The organism is Ihuprevotella massiliensis, from assembly GCA_900095835.1.
GTDB classification, from domain to species: domain Bacteria; phylum Bacteroidota; class Bacteroidia; order Bacteroidales; family Bacteroidaceae; genus Alloprevotella; species Alloprevotella massiliensis.
In genome coordinates, this window is record LT608321.1 from 657,847 (window position 1) to 676,315 (window position 18,469).

The window sequence follows — 18,469 nt, forward strand, 5'->3', positions numbered from 1 at the left end:
AAAAGAAAAGGTGGTCAGCTGCAAAGGAGTGTGCTGACCACCTTACTGATGTATGAACTTTATTGAGATATGTAAACTTAGCTAAATAGACTAACCTAACGACTACGCTACAAACTACTGCTAAGCCTTACCACACATCCACTCGTTTTGACTTAGGGACAAAGAGTTTGTCGCCCTTCTTGATGTTGAAGGCCTTATACCACGCATCGATTTGGGGTAAAGCAGCATTCACACGCCAGCGACCAGGAGAGTGAGGGTCAGTGCGTACGCGGTTGCGCAAGGCTTCAGGACGCGCATTACCAGCCCACACCAAAGAGTAAGCCAAGAAGAAGCGTTGTTCGGGAGTAAAACCATCGTTCACAGTCGAAGGATTCTGTGCCTGCGCTTTCTGGAATGCTTGATAAGCAATCTTCAAACCACCATGATCGGCAATATTCTCTCCACAAGTAAGTGCGCCATTCACGTGCAAACCTGGTAAAACCTCCACAGCATTGAAAGTCTTCACCATGCGTTGTGTGCGTTGCTCAAAGTTCTTCTTATCTTGCTCCGTCCACCAGTTGCGGAGGTTACCATTCTTATCAAATTGTGCACCTTGGTCGTCGAAGCCATGTGTCATCTCGTGACCAATCACCACGCCGATAGCACCATAGTTTAGAGCATCGTCTCCATCCGCCATGAAGAAAGGAGGTTGAAGAATGCCTGCAGGGAAGCAAATTTCATTGGTGGTAGGATCATAATACGCATTGATGGTTTGAGGAGTCATGCCCCATTCATCACGATCCACAGGCTTATTCACCTTGCGCTGAATCATATCATCATTGGCAAAGGCAGCTGCGCGTTGGAGGTTCTCATAGAAAGAGAGCGACTCATCGATGTTCAAGCCATCATAACTGCGCCATTTTTCGGGATAACCGATTTTGACGTAGAAACTATTGAGTTTTTCGTGAGCTTGTGTCTTTGTGGCTGCGCTCATCCACGTTTGTTGATCGATGCGCTCACCGAGAGCCACTTGAAGGTTCTTCACAAGTTGAAGCATACGTTGCTTGGAAGATTCAGGGAAATAGCGTTCCACATACATCTTACCCACAGCCATGCCCAAAACGTTTTCCACTGTGCCAACGGCACGCTTCCAACGTGGACGATCTTGCTGAGACCCCGACATCACTTTACCATAGAAATCGAAGTTTGTACGACGAAAATCATCGCTCAAAGCACTAGCTGCATCATCAAGCACCTGGAACTCAAGATAATTCTTCAAAGATTCCAGAGAACTCTCGCTCCAAACCTTCTCCACTTCGTGGATGGGTTCAAGCTGATTGACAGAAACTTCAGTGACAGCGGGGAAGTTTTGTTGCAAGAAATAAGCATTCCAGTCGAAACCAGGGAAATCACGGAGCAACTCATCGTAGCTCATCTTGTGATAATTCCCTTCAACGTCACGTAACTCTGTGCTAGAGAAAGACGCCTTTGCAATGCGTGTCTCGATTGCCAGCACATCTTGCATCTTCTTAGCTGCATCTGCAGAAGAATAGCCTACCAGTTGAAACAACTGTTGGATATATTTCTTATAACCTTCGCGGATTTTCACCGTTGCTTCATCATCATTGACATAGTAGTCACGGTCGCCGAGTGTGATACCGCCTTGGTTGATTTGCACCAAATTTAGTTTGGCATTCTTAATATCGGCATATACGCCGATTTCGAGGAAGGGAGAAAGTCCCAAACGAGACAAACGTGACATCGTCATGAAGAGTTCGCGCTTGTCTTTTGCCCCATTGATGGTAGCCAACACAGGACGAACTGGAGCAGCACCTTCTTTGTTCAAACGTACACTATCCATCGCCAAGCGATAGAGTCCACCGATTTTCTGTGGCAAAGAGCCCTGTTCCGCCTTTTGCTTTGCGAGATCTTCGATAAGCGTGAGAATGCGTTTACGATTCGCCTCATCAAGAGCATGAAACTGTCCAAATTCAGCATGTTCAGCAGTGAGCGGATGAGTTTTCATCCATCCACCACCAGCATATTCATAGAAGTCTTGTCCAGGACGAGCCGACAAATCCATATTGCTCTTATCATAGCCCTTCAGTGCGGTCTGTGCGAAAGCACTTGTCGCTACCAAAGCAGCAGAGAGCAAAGCGTGTTTTAGTTGCATAATATATGAGGATTATGAGTAGTTACTTTTATAGTCAGAATATACTTTATAGAAAGGAGCATCAACAACGAAGTGAGAATAAGAAAGCCATGCAAGCTCGCTTCGTTCTCTTTTCTCCATCCGTGGTTCGCAGAGAGCATCAGCTTCCCACGACTATTTTGTGTGTTAATCTCCAAGAGCTTCGACAGCTTCGCTCCAAATGTCTTCAGCCGCTGCGAGCTGTTTGCGCAGTTCACCATGTTGCGTGAAAAGTTCCACATTAGCTGCACCTTCAGGAGTGGAGAGTTGCGATTCGAGTGCTTCGATTTTCTGTTCGAGTTGTTCGATATTCTTCTCCGCCTCTTTCACGGCTTGTTCCAGTTTGCGACGCTGTTTCGCAGCCTCCTTCTGTTCGGCATAACTCAAAGCCCCTTCCGAAGGCGCATTATTGTTGACAGTCGTCGTAGCAGAGGCAGAAGGTGAAGTACCATTGTTGGAGAGCTGCGTGCCTATTTCATCAAGACTTGCAATTTCTTTCTGACGAAGGAAATCGTATATACCTCCTAAGTGCTCGCGCACTCGACCACCAGCAAATTCATACACTTTGGTCACCAAGCCGTCAAGGAATTCACGGTCGTGGCTCACCACAATCACCGTGCCATCAAATGCCAAAATAGCCTCTTTCAGCACATCTTTGGTGCGCATATCGAGGTGGTTCGTCGGTTCGTCAAGAATCAGAAGATTCACAGGTTCGAGGAGGAGCTTGATCATCGCCAAACGACTGCGTTCACCGCCCGAAAGCACCTTCACCTTCTTCTCCGATGCCTCGCCACCAAACATAAAGGCTCCGAGAATGTCACGGATTTTCAGGCGAATATCTCCCTTTGCCACATGGTCGATGGTGTCAAACACCGTGAGTTCGTCGTCGAGAAGTTGTGCCTGATTCTGTGCATAATAACCGAGTTGTACATTATGTCCAATCTTCAACACTCCTCCATGGGGAATTTCCTCCATGATGCACTTCACAAGTGTCGACTTACCTTCACCATTCTTACCGACAAATGCCACTTTTTCTCCACGCTTGATGGTAAGATTCACCTGATCAAACACCACGTGTTCGCCATAGTGCTTCTCCACATCATCACAAATCACGGGATAGTCACCGCTTCTAGCACATGGAGGGAACTTGAGATGAAGGCGCGAAGTATCAATTTCGTCAATTTCGATGGGAACTATTTTCTCCAACTGTTTGATGCGGCTCTGCACCTGCACGGCTTTGGTAGGCTTATAACGGAATCTTTCGATGAAATCTTTCAAATCCGCTATTTCTTTCTGTTGATTTTCATAAGCACGGAGCTGGCTCTCTCTGCGCTCTGCACGGAGTTGCACATACTCATCGTACGACACGCGATAGTCCACCACCTTGCCGCAAGAAATCTCCAACGTGCGATTCGTCACGTTGTTGATAAAGGCGCGGTCGTGGCTCACCAAGATTACCGCACAACCACTGTGTGCCAAAAACTGCTCCAACCAGCGAATACTCTCAATGTCGAGATGGTTGGTAGGCTCGTCGAGCAATAAAACATCATGTCGTGCTAGGAGCAGCTTTGCCAGTTCAATACGCATGCGCCATCCACCCGAAAACTCTTGTGTGGGACGTTCAAAATCACTACGCAAAAATCCCAAGCCCGAGAGGGTTCGTTCGATTTCTGCATGATAATTTTGCGCACCCATCATCTGCAAACGGTCATTTTCACGACTAAAAGCCTCCACAAGTTCCATATACTCAGGCGACTCGTAGTCTGTACGCTCCATCAATTCACTATTGAGTTGCGCCACATGGTCGCGCAGTTCATGGAGATGTGCAAAGGCTTTCTCCACCTCTGCCACCACAGTGGTGTCATCACTGAGCACCATCACCTGCGGCAAATAACCCACACTCACTTCACGCTGCACCGCCACTCGCCCATCAGTGGGCTGCTGCAATCCAGCGATAATCTTGAGCATCGTACTCTTGCCTGCGCCATTCTTACCCACGAGGGCTATGCGGTCTCGCTTGTTCACCACGAAACTCACATCTTCGAAGAGAGCCTTGGCGGAAAATTCTACTTTGAGGTGTTCAACTGAAATCATTCCTATCATTCATTGAAGCCATTCGACCGTCTTTATCGAAGTCGAAAAGCCACATTTTAATCGCAAAATTACGAAATTCTTTACTATTGGACAATTTTCTAAGCCTTAGTCCGTTATTACATTGTTAATTTACGACTCTCCTTCGTAAGGAATTTCCCATCACCCGTCTTTTTTAGGACAACAGCAACACTGTTGACGCACACAACTGTCAGCACCTTCACACAGCACTCACCTTCCTAGTCCACTATTCGAATGGCGATGGTTACGAAAGTCAGCAAAATCAACCACATGCTGTCGACACCACACTTTAGAAGATGCTACGCACAAACATCCACGCCATTTGGTGCAAGGATTCTCCTTAAACGGCACAAGTATCTGACTCCAAAAGAAGTAGTCCATTTCCCCCCAGACTGCACGCTAAGAGATAGCACTTCAGCACTAGTCTACATATTTTAAGGTGTAAAAATAGAACATCTATTTGGCAGAATGCAAGGAATTCAATACATTTGCAGAATTGAAACTTATTATTCGTTCCAATGAAACCTACTTTCTCTAGATATTATCTCCTATTACTCCTCATAATTAGCAGTTTTTCCTCGGCGGCAGCACAAGATCTCATTGCCCGTCAAGCCCCTATCGACCGCCGTATCAAAGCCGCAGATTCACTCACCATCAATCGTGTGATTCACAAGGCGAGTTTTACCAACTACGAAAGCAATGATCTCTACAATTCGTGGAACACTTCCAAAGTGCATTGTTACACCAACATTGAGCTCCCCGAAACGCACCGCATTGATTTGCGTGGTTTTCACATGCCCACGCCTAGCCGCATGGTAACCTCTAATTTTGGTTATCGCACCACCTTCCGCCGCTACCACAAAGGACTCGACATCAAAGTCTACACTGGCGACACCATCGTTGCTGCCTTTGAAGGTAAAGTCCGCATCGTGGGCTATGAAGCCTCTGGATACGGCAACTACGTAGTGATTCGCCACAAGAATGGCCTCGAAACCATCTACGGCCACCTTTCCAAGAGCATTGCTCAAATAGGAGAAGTGGTAAAAGCAGGACAACTCATCGGTCTTGGTGGTAACACCGGACGATCCTTTGGTTCGCACCTTCACTTTGAAACCCGTTTTCTCGGTGTAGCCATCGATCCCACACTGCTCTTCGACTTCCCCAACCAAGATGTTACTGCCGACTATTTTGTCTTCAATCGCAGCGACTGCCAAGGCGGTCTTCTCACCAAAGCAGCTGTTTCAGGAAGCCACCAAGATTTGGCACAGGTGGATCATCCTAATCGTAAGGACTTCCCCAGCCAACCTGCACAATCTAAATCACAACCACAAGTAACGGGCAACTTCTACCAAGTGAAAAACGGAGACAACCTCTACAGTATCTCTCGCAAGATTGGGGTTTCCGTAGAAGACATCAGCCGTCTCAATAGTTTAGGTAGCAAACCGGTGCTCCACACTGGACAAATCCTTCGCTACTAAATTTAAGTCCTTTCACACAAACATTAACATCAAGGCTTTAGGAAGATATCCCCAAAAGATTCCTCCAATAGCGCAAAGCTAGAAATAGAAATTGCAAACACCACTTGACAACTCTTTGTCATGTGGTGTTTTTCGTATTTACTAGCTGCAAAATGCAGTTTACACATTAGCCCAAAACACTGCGCAAAATGCTAGAAAATAGCACCTTTACGGCAAATTGAAGCTAAAATAGTTGTTAAGTACAAGTGGAATGAGTATATTTGCAGCAGACAATGTATATCCCATCATGAATCAAACAACAATACTTCCCGACGTAGTCTTCGAAACTAGCTGGGAAGTCTGCAACAAAGTCGGTGGCATCTACACCGTACTCTCTACTCGCGCCAAGACGCTCCAACAGCAACTTAAGGATAACCTCATTTTCATCGGACCAGATCTCGGTCAAGGTGGAAAAGACAACCCTCTCTTTATCGAAGACAAAAAAATCCACAAAGATTGGAAGAAAAGTCTTCAAGAAATTGGGCTTCCCATCCGCATCGGACGTTGGGACATCCCTGGACAACCTCTCACTGTCCTCGTAGATTTCCAACCTCTCTTCGCGCAAAAAGACGAGATTTATGGTCGTGCATGGGAACTGTTCCAAGTGGATTCTCTCCACGCCTATGGTGACTATGACGAAGCTTCTATGTTCTCCTATGCAGCAGGTAAAGTGGCTGAAGTCATCACTCAACAGTCCTATTCTGGAAAACGCGTCATTTACCAAGCACACGAATGGATGTCGGGTCTTGGCATGCTCTTCCTCCAGCACAACTGCCCAGAGGTACGCACCATCTTCACCACACACGCCACGAGCATTGGTCGCTCCATAGCTGGCAACAACAAGTTGCTCTATGCTTATTTCAACGGATACAACGGCGACCAAATGGCAAGTGAGCTCTCTATGGAAGCCAAGCACAGCATAGAAAAGCAAAGTGCCCACCGCACTCACTGCTTCACCACTGTGTCTGACTTCACCGACCGCGAGTGCGCACAACTTCTTGACAAACCAGCAGACGTTGTGCTCCCTAATGGTTTTGAACTTGATTTCGTGCCCAAGGGTCCTGCCTTCACCAGCAAGCGTCGCCAAGCCCGTCAACGCATTTTCCAAGTGGCAAAAGCGCTCACTGGACAAACTTTTGACAACGACACACTCATCATCTCCACTTCAGGCCGCAACGACTTCCGTTGCAAAGGCTTTGATGTTTACATGGAAGCGATGAAGCAACTCAACGAGCAGTTGCGGGGTACTAACCAACAAGTGCTCTCGCTCATCGAAGTCCCCTGTTGGTTGCTCGGTCCACGCGCTGATGTGCAAGAACGTCTCCAACTTAAAGGTAAAAAAGCGGCAGCCATTGATACTCCGCTCCACACCCCCATCATCACTCACGACTTATACAACCTCAACGAAGACCGCATCGTCAATCTCATCAAGAGCATGGGCTTTGAAGACTGCACGAACAACAACGTGAAAGTCATTCTCGTGCCTTGCTATCTCGACGGCAACGATGGTATCTTCGATTTGCACTACTACGACCTTCTCACTGCCAACGACCTCACCATCTATCCCTCCTACTACGAACCTTGGGGATATACTCCTCTCGAGAGCGTAGCGTTCAAAACTCCTTGCATCACCACTGATCTCAGCGGTTTCGGACAATGGGTAAACAGCGTATTGGGACACACTGGCACCCTAGAGGATGGCGTAAGTGTATTGCACCGCGACGACAACAATTATTTTGAGTGCGCTGCAGAGATTAGCCAAGTCATTCAGCAATACCTCGCAGCTCCCAAGACAGCTCGTGACAAGATGCGCCGCAATGCCGCAAAATTTGCCAATAAGGCACAATGGGAACACTTCATCGCCTACTATTATAAGGCATACGAATTTGCTCTCAACAAGTAAGTAAGAAATAACAACACATACACAACATGAACGTAAAAATCACAAACGCCAACCAACCTAGTTGGAAGAATGTGACCGTAAAAAGCCACATCCCCGCTGCGTTCCAACCCCTTGATGAGATTGCGCACAACCTTTGGTTCTGCTGGAACCAAGAAGCCCTCGACCTCTTCCGTAGCTTGGACGCAAAGGTTTGGGAAGAAGTGGATCAAAACCCTGTTGAACTTCTCAACCGCATTTCCTATAAGCGTCTCACTGAGCTGAGCGAAGACAAGGAAGTTTTGACACGCATCAAGAAGGTGTACAAACTCTTCCGCGACTACATGGACGAGAAGCCTAACGCCCAACGTGCGTCTGTGGCTTATCTCTGCATGGAGTATGGTATGAACCACAACGTGAAGATTTATTCTGGTGGTCTCGGTGTCCTCGCTGGTGACTACGTGAAAGAAGCTTCAGACTCCAACGTTGACATGTGCGCTGTTGGCTTCCTCTATCGTTATGGCTATTTCACTCAGACCCTCTCTATGGATGGTCAACAAATTGCCAACTACGAAGCACAGGATTTCGACCGTATGCCTATCGAGCGTGTGCTCGATGCTAACGGCAACCAAGTTGTTGTAGACGTGCCCTTCTCCACCTTCACTGTTCATGCCCTCATCTGGCGTGTCAACGTAGGTCGTGTGCCCCTTTATCTTCTCGACACTGACAATGAGATGAACTCTGAATACGATCGCCAAATCACTCACGCTCTCTATGGTGGTGACTGGGAAAACCGCATGAAGCAAGAGTACCTCCTCGGTATCGGCGGTATCCTCGCCCTCAAGAAGCTCGGCATCGAAAAAGACGTATATCACTGCAACGAAGGTCACGCTGCACTCGCTAACCTCCAACGTCTCACCGACTTCGTGGAAAGTGGTCTCAACTTCGACGAAGCACTCGAACTCGTACGTGCTAGCTCACTCTACACCGTGCACACTCCCGTGCCTGCTGGTCACGACTACTTCGACGAATCTCTCTGCGGCAAATATCTCGGACAATTCCCTGGCCGCCTCGGCATCAGCTGGGACGACTTCATGGGTCTCGGTCGCCAAAATCCCAACGACAAAAGCGAACGTTTCTGCATGTCTACCTTCCTCTGCAAGACTTGTCAAGAGGTCAACGGTGTAAGCTGGTTGCACGGTAAGGTTTCTCAGCTCATGTTCCAAGAAATCTGGCCTGGCTACCTCCCTGCTGAGTCTCACCGCGACCACAAGATTCTCTCTCACGATGAGTATGCAGAAGTTTACAATGTGAATCCCGAGGAAAGCCACGTGGGCTATGTCACTAATGGTGTGCACTACCCCTCTTGGTGTGCTAGCGAGTGGAAAAACCTCCACAAGAAGTATTTCGGCGAGGCATTCATCAAGGATCAGAGCAACCAATCTCTTTGGGAAAACATCTACAAGGTGTCTGACAAGGAAGTTTGGGAAACTCGTGTGGCTTTGAAGAAGAAGCTCATCGACTACATCCGTGAACGCTTCCGCGACAACTGGCTCAAGAACCAAGGTGATCCTGCACGTGTGATGTCACTCCTCGACAAGATCAACCCCAACGCTCTCATCATCGGTTTTGCTCGCCGTTTCGCCACCTACAAGCGTGCGCACCTCCTCTTCTCCGACCTCGATCGTTTGGCTAAGATTGTCAACAACCCTGACTATCCCGTACAATTCCTCTTCGCAGGTAAGGCTCACCCCGCTGACGGTGCTGGTCAAGGCCTCATCAAGCACATCCACGACATCTCTCAACGTCCTGAGTTCATCGGTAAGATCATCTTCCTCGACAACTACGACATGGAGTTAGCTCGTCGCCTCGTGAGCGGTGTGGACATCTGGATGAACACCCCCACACGTCCTCTCGAAGCTTCTGGTACTTCTGGCGAAAAGGCACTCATGAATGGTGTTGTCAACCTCTCTGTACTCGACGGTTGGTGGTACGAAGGCTACCGCGAAGGTGCAGGTTGGGCACTCACCGATGTGCGTACTTACCAAGACCAAGGTCAGCAAGACAAACTCGATGCTGCTACTATCTACAGCTTGCTCGAAAACGAAATCATTCCTCTCTACTACAGTCGCAGCGCCTCTAAGGGATACAGCGAAGGTTGGGTGAAGACCGTGAAGAACTCTATCGCGCAAATCGCTCCTTACTACACCATGAAGCGTCAGCTAGACGACTACTACGATCGTTTCTACAATCCTCTCCGTGACCGCTACACTATCATCTCTGCTGAGAACAACCGCCTCGCTCGCGAAATCGCTGCTTGGAAGGAAGCGGTTACCCAACGTTGGGACAACATCCGCGTAGTAGAATCACAACTTTGCGACAACCTCTACGGTGGCAACTTGGTGAGCGACACCGAATTCACCGTGCGCCACGTTGTAGACGAACAAGGCTTGGATGATGCCATTGGCATTGATCTCGTAGTGATGCGTCAAGACCCCGAAACTGGTAACGACGTAATCTACAAGACCTATCCCATGCAAGTGGTGAAAAACGAAGGCAACCTCTACACCTTCGAACTCAAGACCGCTATCGACGTGGCTGGTTCGTTCCGCACTGCCTTCCGCATGTATCCCAAGAACAAGCACTTGTCTTCTCGTCAAGACCTCTGCTACGTTCGTTGGTTCAACTAATCTACTTTTCCGTGCGACAGCAACCCCGCTTCTCTCGCACTGGAAATTCCCCTTTTTGCTCCTCACTGCCACGCAGTGGGGAGCTTTATTTTTGTGCTACCCTATACTACCTGTATTAACAAAATACAAAAACAGAGAATTGTGGCATAAACTTTCTTTCAGTTCGAGAGATCTTAAAATTCTTTAGCTTTTCTCGCCTTATTGGCTACCAACTAGTCAGCCCATTTAGATACTATTACTATTTTCTTCCCACTGGCGCATCATGATAGTTTGGGACACGAAGCAAGAACCCAGATGCAATGTCCATTAGAAAAGATTGCTCAGATCACGATTTCGCTCCTTCCATGCTAAAACCACTACTTACTGCCGTTCCTCGCGTGCGCGTGCACAACGCGTGTACGTACAGCAATTTCGCACTTTTTGCTTTCACAACCTTCACAAAAAGTTTTATAGACCTCTGTGCATCAACTAAATAAGCACAACTTTTGAACGACTCTCAATGCGATGTACTGAAAGAATCCATCTCGAGTCCCAAATAACGAAGGTTCACCCCATAGCCTTCTGAGTTCATTTACAAAACTCTCCTTTTCTCCCCATCCCAAAATTGGGCATTTTCCAGCCATTTTCCAGAGAGACACACAGCAAGCGTTAACACCTACTAAAACAGCCCTTATATCTCCCTCACTTTCATAGGTTTGCAGATAAAAGTGTGAAGGTTGTGAAAGCAAAAAGTGCAAAACTCCTGTGATGCGCGCGCGAGGGAGAGGGGCAAACGCTAGATTGTTAAAGAAAACCACACGCCATTTTCAGCTTATCACAGCAGCATTCACCAATTGTCCGAGAAGCAATCAAAAAACTGCGACTTTCCCGAAAAAACGTCCGACATTTTAGAAAAAAACTCCCACGTTTTCTGGAAATCCTCCGACATTTTAGTCAACAACCTCGGAAAGATTTTCTCCATTAATGGCAAGGAACTTTTAGCAACCTCGAAAACCTCACTGCGACGACACGCTGCCCTTCTTTATAAAAACCAACTTACCGTTTGAAAAGCGCAATAGTTGGTGCTAAAAAGATATAAACCAATAAAAATAATTGGCATAAAGGAACTATGTTTTATCGAATAAATGGCTAACTTTGCATCAACTAAAAAGACTCCAATTTCACTATGAAACTCTTCCTGCAAAGCATTTTGCATCGTTTATGTTCATCACGACTTCTTTTTGCTGTGATGGCATTCTTTTGTCTACTCATTTCCCCTGTTAAAGCCCAAAATGTCAGTTGCTCCTTAGCCAATAAGGTCTATACCGCACCTGGACAGATGGGTAAGGCTTATGCGATATTAAACAACTGGGAACGCAACACTTTGGTACACAAGGTGGGCTACACCTTAAACCTGAATGGGAAGACCACCGAAGAACGCACTATTACGTTAGACACTCCATTGGATTACAATGGCAGTTCAACTATCGCCATTGACATACCCGCTGGCACTCAACCAGGGCTTGACGATTTCTCCGTTACGATTGTATCGGTCAATGGAGCACCCAATCGCAATTTTTCTCCCACAAGCGGAAGCGAGCGTTACACCCTCACTCGTCCAGTATGGCGCAAAGCTGTGGTGGAGGACCTCACAGGAATGTGGTGTCCCAACTGCCCCACTGGCATAGCTTCTCTGGAGCACCTCAACAAAGTTGCTTCTGACCGCGTCATCGGACTAGCAGCGCACGATGGTGACGCATTGAATGCAGGCGATTATAATCATGTCTTCAGAAAATTCCCAGGACGTCCGAAAATTGTACTCAATGGCGCACATGTTGTGGCGCCCTATTACGGCAACAGCGGTACAGACGAACAACCCTTCGGTTTGCTTGCCGATGTAGAAAAGGCTTCTGGGGCACAAAGTGCGGTGGAGGTGAAAGTACAAGCAGCATGGACCGCCGACCACAAAGGCATAGAAGTACGTAGTTCCACGACCTTCCGCTGTCCTGTTTCAGAAAACAAGTATCGTTTGGCTTATGTGCTGACTGCAGATAATTTGAGACATCCTAGTTTTTATCAAAACAACAACGCAACGGGTGACTCAAGATGGGCGAATAGCGTACCAGAGATGAAGTTCTTCTATAATGCACCAGGCACTGTAAAAGACTTGCCTTTTAACGATGTAGTTTTCGCAGCAACGGGTATCTATCAAGGTATCGAAGGTAGTCTTCCTAAGCAAATGCCACTCGATGCTCCCTTCATTCACACTCAGAAATATGGAAGCTTTTCCAACTTAACATCTAGAGCATTCAACTTCATCAAGAAAGACACGAAGGTTCACGCTGTGGTGTTAGTCATTGATCCCGAAAATCGAGAGATTATCAATGCAGAACGTTGCGTTGTAGGGGATTCCTTTTCTCCTTTCTCACAAGACCCAGAGGCGCCTCTCAAGGTTGAACGCATCGAAATGCCTGAGACAGTGACGCAACCACTCAACAGCGAATTTACGCTACAAGCAAAAACTTTCCCCCAAGAAGCCACCAGTGACATCGTGTGGGAAGTGGCAGATTCAAAGGTTATAGAGTCACTCGGTGGCGGTAAATTCCGCGCCCTCAAAGTGGGAGAAACAACTATTACCGCTCGTGCAAAAGACGCTGGCGGAGTGACTGCAAAATGCGTAGTGCGCGTGCCTGCTCCAAATGTGGTACGCATCGAAATGCCTGCGAATTTAACGCAAGCACTCAACAGCGAATTTGTCTTGACAGCTAGGACTTTCCCCCAAGAAGCCACCAGTGACATCGTGTGGGAAGTGGCAGATTCAAAAATCATAGCATCCCTCGGTGACGGCAAATTCCGTACCCTCAAAGTAGGAGAAACCATCATCACCGCACGTGCACAAGATGCAGGTGGTGTGACCGCAAAATGCGTGGTACGCGTGCCAGCTCCCAATGTGGCACGCATCGAAATGCCTGCGACAGTGACGCAACCACTCAACAGCGAATTCGCCTTGACAGCTAAGACCTTCCCCCAAGAAGCAACCAGTGCCATCGTGTGGGAAGTGGCAGATTCAAAAATCATAGCATCCCTCGGTGGTGGCAAATTCCGCGCACTCAAAGTAGGAGAAACCACCATCACCGCACGTGCAAAAGACGCTGGCGGAGTGACTGCAAAATGCGTAGTGCGCGTGCCTGCTCCAAATGTGGTACGCATTGAAATGCCTGCGAATTTAACGCAAGCACTCAACAGCGAATTTACGCTACAAGCAAAGACTTTCCCTCAAGAAGCCACCAGTGCCATCGTGTGGGAAGTGGCTGATAAGACCATCATTTCCTCTATCGGTGGTGGCAAGTTCCGCGCCCTCAAAGTGGGAGAAACCACCATCACCGCACGTGCAAAAGACACTGGCGGAGTGACTGCAAAATGCGTAGTGCGTGTGCCTGCGCCCAATGTGGCACGCATCGAAATACCTGCAAATTTAACGCAACCACTCAACAGCGAATTTACGCTACAAGCAAAGACTTTCCCCCAAGAAGCCACCAGTGACATCGTGTGGGAAGTGGCAGATTCAAAGGTTATAGAGTCACTCGGTGGCGGTAAATTTCGCGCCCTCAAAGTAGGAGAAACGACTATTACCGCACGTGCACAAGATGCAGGTGGTGTGACCGCAAAATGCGTGGTGCGTGTGCCTGCGCCAATTGTAGCACGCATCGAAATGCCTGAGACAGTGACGCAACCACTCAACAGCGAATTTACGCTACAAGCAAAAACTTTCCCCCAAGAAGCCACCAGTGCCATCGTGTGGGAAGTCGCAGATTCAAAGGTTATAGAGTCACTCGGTGGTGGCAAATTCCGCGCACTCAAAGTAGGAGAAACGACTATTACCGCTCGTGCAAAAGACGCTGGCGGAGTGACTGCTCAATGCGTAGTGCGCGTGCCTGCGCCCAATGTGGTACGCATCGAAATGCCAGCGACATTGACGCAACCACTCAACAGCGAATTTACCTTGCAAGCGAAGACATTCCCCCAAGAAGCCACCAGTGCCATCGTGTGGGAAGTAGCAGATTCAAAGGTTATAGAGTCACTCGGTGGCGGTAAATTCCGCGCCCTCAAAGTAGGAGAAACCACCATCACCGCACGTTCAAAAGACGCTGGTGGTGTGACTGCAAAATGCGTAGTGCGCGTGCCTGCGCCAAATGTGGCACGCATTGAAATGCCTGCGAATTTAACGCAACCACTCAACAGCGAATTTACCTTGACCGCTAAGACTTTCCCCCAAGAAGCCACCAGTGACATCGTGTGGGAAGTGGCTGATAAGACCATCATTTCCTCTATCGGTGGTGGCAAGTTTCGCGCCCTCAAAGTGGGAGAAACCACCATCACCGCACGTGCACAAGATGCAGGTGGTGTGACCGCAAAATGCGTAGTGCGCGTGCCTGCGCCAAATGTGGCACGCATTGAAATGCCTGCGAATTTAACGCAACCACTCAACAGCGAATTTACGCTACAAGCAAAAACTCTCCCCCAAGAAGCCACCAGTGCCATCATGTGGGAAGTGGCAGATTCAAAGGTTATAGAGTCACTCGGTGGTGGCAAATTCCGCGCCCTCCAAGTAGGAGAAACAACCATTACCGCACGTGCAAAAGACGCTGGCGGAGTGACTGCAAAATGCGTAGTTACTGTTATTGCCCCCACGGCAATAGTGTCTCAGACTATCCCTCTCGTAGTTTATCGCAACAACACGACGCTTCTGATCGAAGAGGCACCAGCAGGACTTCCTGTTGTGATCTACGACTTATTGGGACGAAAATTAGCTAGCGGTCGTACGAATGCCTCAACAACCCGTCTCCATGTGGGAGAATCTCCGCTGTGGATTGTGGTTGTTGGGAACAAAACATATCGCTTAAAACAGTAGTTTCCAATAATATCCGATTTTTACGCATCAAACTAATCAACTCATGATAAATAACAAACTTATTCTATCATTTGCGGTCAGTGTGCTCAGCATGGTTGGGTACACGGCTAAAGCAAATCCTGTGGATATCAGGAAAGCAACAGACATTGCGCGTCAATATATGAGACAGCCAGTGGCAGTGCCTACTCCTGGTTCTTCTACTATTAGCACAAGATCTGTAGCTGAAGCCCCTGCTTACCACCTCTTTGTCAGCAAAGAGGAGCAACGATTTGTCATTGTTTCAGGGGAAAGCCAAATGAATGAAGTGGTGGGTTATGGAAAATTATCCACAGGCGATGTCAATGCTTTGCCACCACAAGTTCACGCTTTGTTGCAACAATACACGGAAACAGTGCGTCAAGTGCGCAGTGGACAACAGCCTGCAGCTTCTCTTCCTAAATCGCTGAAGCGCTATGTGACTCCTCTTGTCACAGCTCAGTGGGGGCAGAGTTATCCTTACAATAGCAAAACCCCTGTTATCAATGGGAAACCCACCTACACGGGCTGCGTAGCCACAGCTGCTGCACAATTTTTGTATTTCTACAAATGGCCTAAACAGCGTCCAGCACTCTATGTCCGCAAAGCTGGTGACGGAGACGAAGCCGACACATCGCCCACCTATCTTTGGGAGGCAATGAAGGACACACGCGAGCAAATGAAAGACTTCCGTTCTGTGCACGCTGTTGGTCGTCTGCTGGTAGACGTGGGTAAAGCCATTCGCATCACATTCGGCACCCAAGCCAGTCCCTCCAACATCGAATACACCCTCGATGCTTTGCAAAATGACTTTGGTTATACCACACGCTTGTTGCACCGCGATCGCATGCAAGCGGACGAATTTCGTGAAGCAATCATGCAAGAGCTTTCCGATGGCTACCCTGTGATGGTTTGCGGTGGTATCCATGCCTTTATTTATGATGGCTATGACCGACGCGGCTTCATTCATGCCAACTTTGGTTGGGATGGTCAAGGCGATGGCTATTATGATATTAACACCATCACCACTCCTCTGCCTGGTCCGTTTATGGGCAATGGGCAGTTTTGGGAAAACCAAGTGGTACTGATGGCGCACCCTAAGAATGGACAATACCCGGACTTCCCCACCCCACAACGCACATTGGGCGCGCGCAAGAATGCTGCTTTTGAAATTAGTCCCCGAACAGGAGACGCAAACACTCGTTTTAATGCAACGATTTCCTCTGGTTCTTACCATCCAATGAATGGAGAGTTCTATCGTTTCACTGGACAAGTGGGCATTGCGGTGATGGATCAAAAAGGGAATACGGTAAAACTGATTAACTCTAACAATAGGAATTTTGAATGGACAACCATTTTCATGACACAAAATATCCCTATTGAAGACATTCATTTTGCTGACATTCCTCAAGGCGACTATCTCTTGGTGCCCGTTTCACGTGAGCTAGTGGCGAAGAATCCAGATAAATACGAGGCGTGGTATCCTATTGAATATGCCAATCGCATGAAGTTGGCAGTAACCAGTAGCGGAGTCTCCGTGACGGATGAGATCCAAGGGGGTGCCTTGACCGTGTGCCGAGCCCCCGAAATGCTCTTCCCCGCTTATGCAAACGTAGGAGAACCTGCCATGATAACCTTCGGCGTGCGTAATCCCAATGTGGATGAAGTGCATGGCAATTTGAGAATGACGTTTGAACCCGTGAATGGTGGGGCTAAATTTGTGGCTCCTTTCACCAACAATAGCATTGTGTCATTCCGCCGTTTGGCAGACACACAAGTGGCAGTGAACTTTCCCACAAATTACTCCGACAACACGGGTCCTCATGCGATGGCTCCAGGACGTTACAATGTGAAACTAGTGTTGGAAACAACCAATACTAAGACCAAACAATTCATACCTCTTGGTGCAGATCAAAATTTCCAAATCGATGTTTTGCCTTATCCTGAAATCAAAATTAAGGTAGACAATATTGATTTCTTGGTGAATGGCAATGAAGTCAATCAACAAGTATTTGATGTCACCAAACAACGAGAAATTGGTATGCGGATTCATACAGAAATCCGTGGCAATAATCAAAAGTACTATTATAGCAAGATTTACTATCGTTTAGTTTGTCCAGAAGCCAACGAGTCGATTGAAGCTGGACAATCTGGAAATGTGACATTACGCCCCTTCCAACGCACAGAACCAAACTCAACAGTTGCCAAAATTGACCTCAAACGCTTAACGCCTGGACGTCGCTACGAGGTTCACGTTGAGATTGACGAGAATGGTAAACGCCGTGAGATTTGGACAAACGACTATCCTCGTGCGCAAATAATGGTGGTGAATGGAAAAAGCAATTCGACACCAGACCACCCCACCAAGCCTGTTGTTCCCCCAACTCCCGAACAACCTTCTCAACCCGAAACCCCGAAGGCTACACAGGTGGTGCTGGATGCAACCCTACGCAATGTGACTGTGGACGATGTCTTCAATCTAGTTGCTAATGTCTTACCCAAGGAAGCTAACCAAAAGGTGACGTGGCACTTGAGCCAACCTGGTATTCTGGACATGGTCGGAAATGGTCAATTCAAAGCCTTGAAAGCGGGAGAAGTGACCATCACTGCTACTGCACAAGATGGTAGCGGAATGAAGGCTACATGCCACGTAACGGTGAAGAATCCGATGACTACACAAGTGGTGCTGAATGAAACGCAACACCACGCGATTGTAGATGATGTATTCACCCTTACTGCTAATGTAATGCCCGAAAAGGCAGCACAATACGTGGTTTGGACGATGGATAGAACTGACATCCTCCAAGACTTGGGTGAAGGTAAGTTCAAAGCCTTGAAAGCTGGAGAAGTGATCATCACCGCTACTGCACAAGATGGTAGCGGAATGAAGGCTACATGCCGCGTGGTGGTTAAGAATCCGATGGCTACACAAGTGGTACTGAACAAAACTCAGCATAATGCGATTGTAGATGATGTATTCACCCTTACCGCTAAAGTAATGCCCGAAAAGGCAGCACAAAACGTGGTTTGGACGATGGATAAAACCAACACTCTCCAAGATTTAGGCAATGGCAAGTTCAAAGCCTTGAAAGCTGGAGAAGTGACCATCACTGCTACTGCACAAGATGGTAGCGGAATGAAGGCTACATGCCACGTGGTGGTTAAGAATCCGATGGCTACACAAGTGGTGCTGAA

The 18,469-nt window shown here is 47.9% G+C and carries 7 protein-coding genes; 5 read left to right on the forward strand and 2 right to left on the reverse strand.

From position 1 onward, the window contains the following. Positions 1–127: 127 nt before the first annotated feature. Positions 128–2,152, reverse strand: a complete 2,025-nt coding sequence (locus BQ2633_RS02860) for a M13 family metallopeptidase (RefSeq protein WP_075564948.1) — start codon at positions 2,150–2,152, stop codon at positions 128–130. A 165-nt stretch (positions 2,153–2,317) separates the two neighbouring features. Continuing rightward, on the reverse strand, positions 2,318–4,264 hold the full coding sequence (locus tag BQ2633_RS02865) for an ABC-F family ATP-binding cassette domain-containing protein (protein WP_075564950.1): 1,947 nt from the start codon (positions 4,262–4,264) through the stop codon (positions 2,318–2,320). A 536-nt stretch (positions 4,265–4,800) separates the two neighbouring features. On the opposite strand from BQ2633_RS02865, the gene BQ2633_RS02870 reads away from it, so the two are divergent. The 5 genes from BQ2633_RS02870 to BQ2633_RS11430 form a co-directional block, all read left to right on the forward strand. Further along, positions 4,801–5,760 carry a peptidoglycan DD-metalloendopeptidase family protein gene (locus BQ2633_RS02870; RefSeq protein ID WP_075564952.1) on the forward strand — a complete coding sequence of 320 codons (960 nt, stop codon included), beginning with the start codon at positions 4,801–4,803 and terminating at the stop codon, positions 5,758–5,760. A gap of 286 nt (positions 5,761–6,046) precedes the next feature. Beyond that, positions 6,047–7,702: a glycosyltransferase gene (locus BQ2633_RS02875; protein WP_075567149.1), complete on the forward strand. Its 1,656-nt coding sequence runs from the start codon at positions 6,047–6,049 to the stop codon at positions 7,700–7,702. A gap of 26 nt (positions 7,703–7,728) precedes the next feature. Beyond that, a complete protein-coding gene (glgP, locus tag BQ2633_RS02880) occupies positions 7,729–10,368 on the forward strand; it encodes an alpha-glucan family phosphorylase (protein ID WP_075564954.1) in 2,640 nt (879 codons plus the stop codon). A gap of 1,165 nt (positions 10,369–11,533) precedes the next feature. Continuing rightward, on the forward strand, positions 11,534–15,259 hold the full coding sequence (locus BQ2633_RS02885) for an Ig-like domain-containing protein (RefSeq protein ID WP_075564956.1): 3,726 nt from the start codon (positions 11,534–11,536) through the stop codon (positions 15,257–15,259). A 43-nt stretch (positions 15,260–15,302) separates the two neighbouring features. After that, on the forward strand, positions 15,303–18,469 hold a 3,167-nt coding region (locus BQ2633_RS11430), incomplete at its 3' end, for a C10 family peptidase (protein ID WP_083233917.1).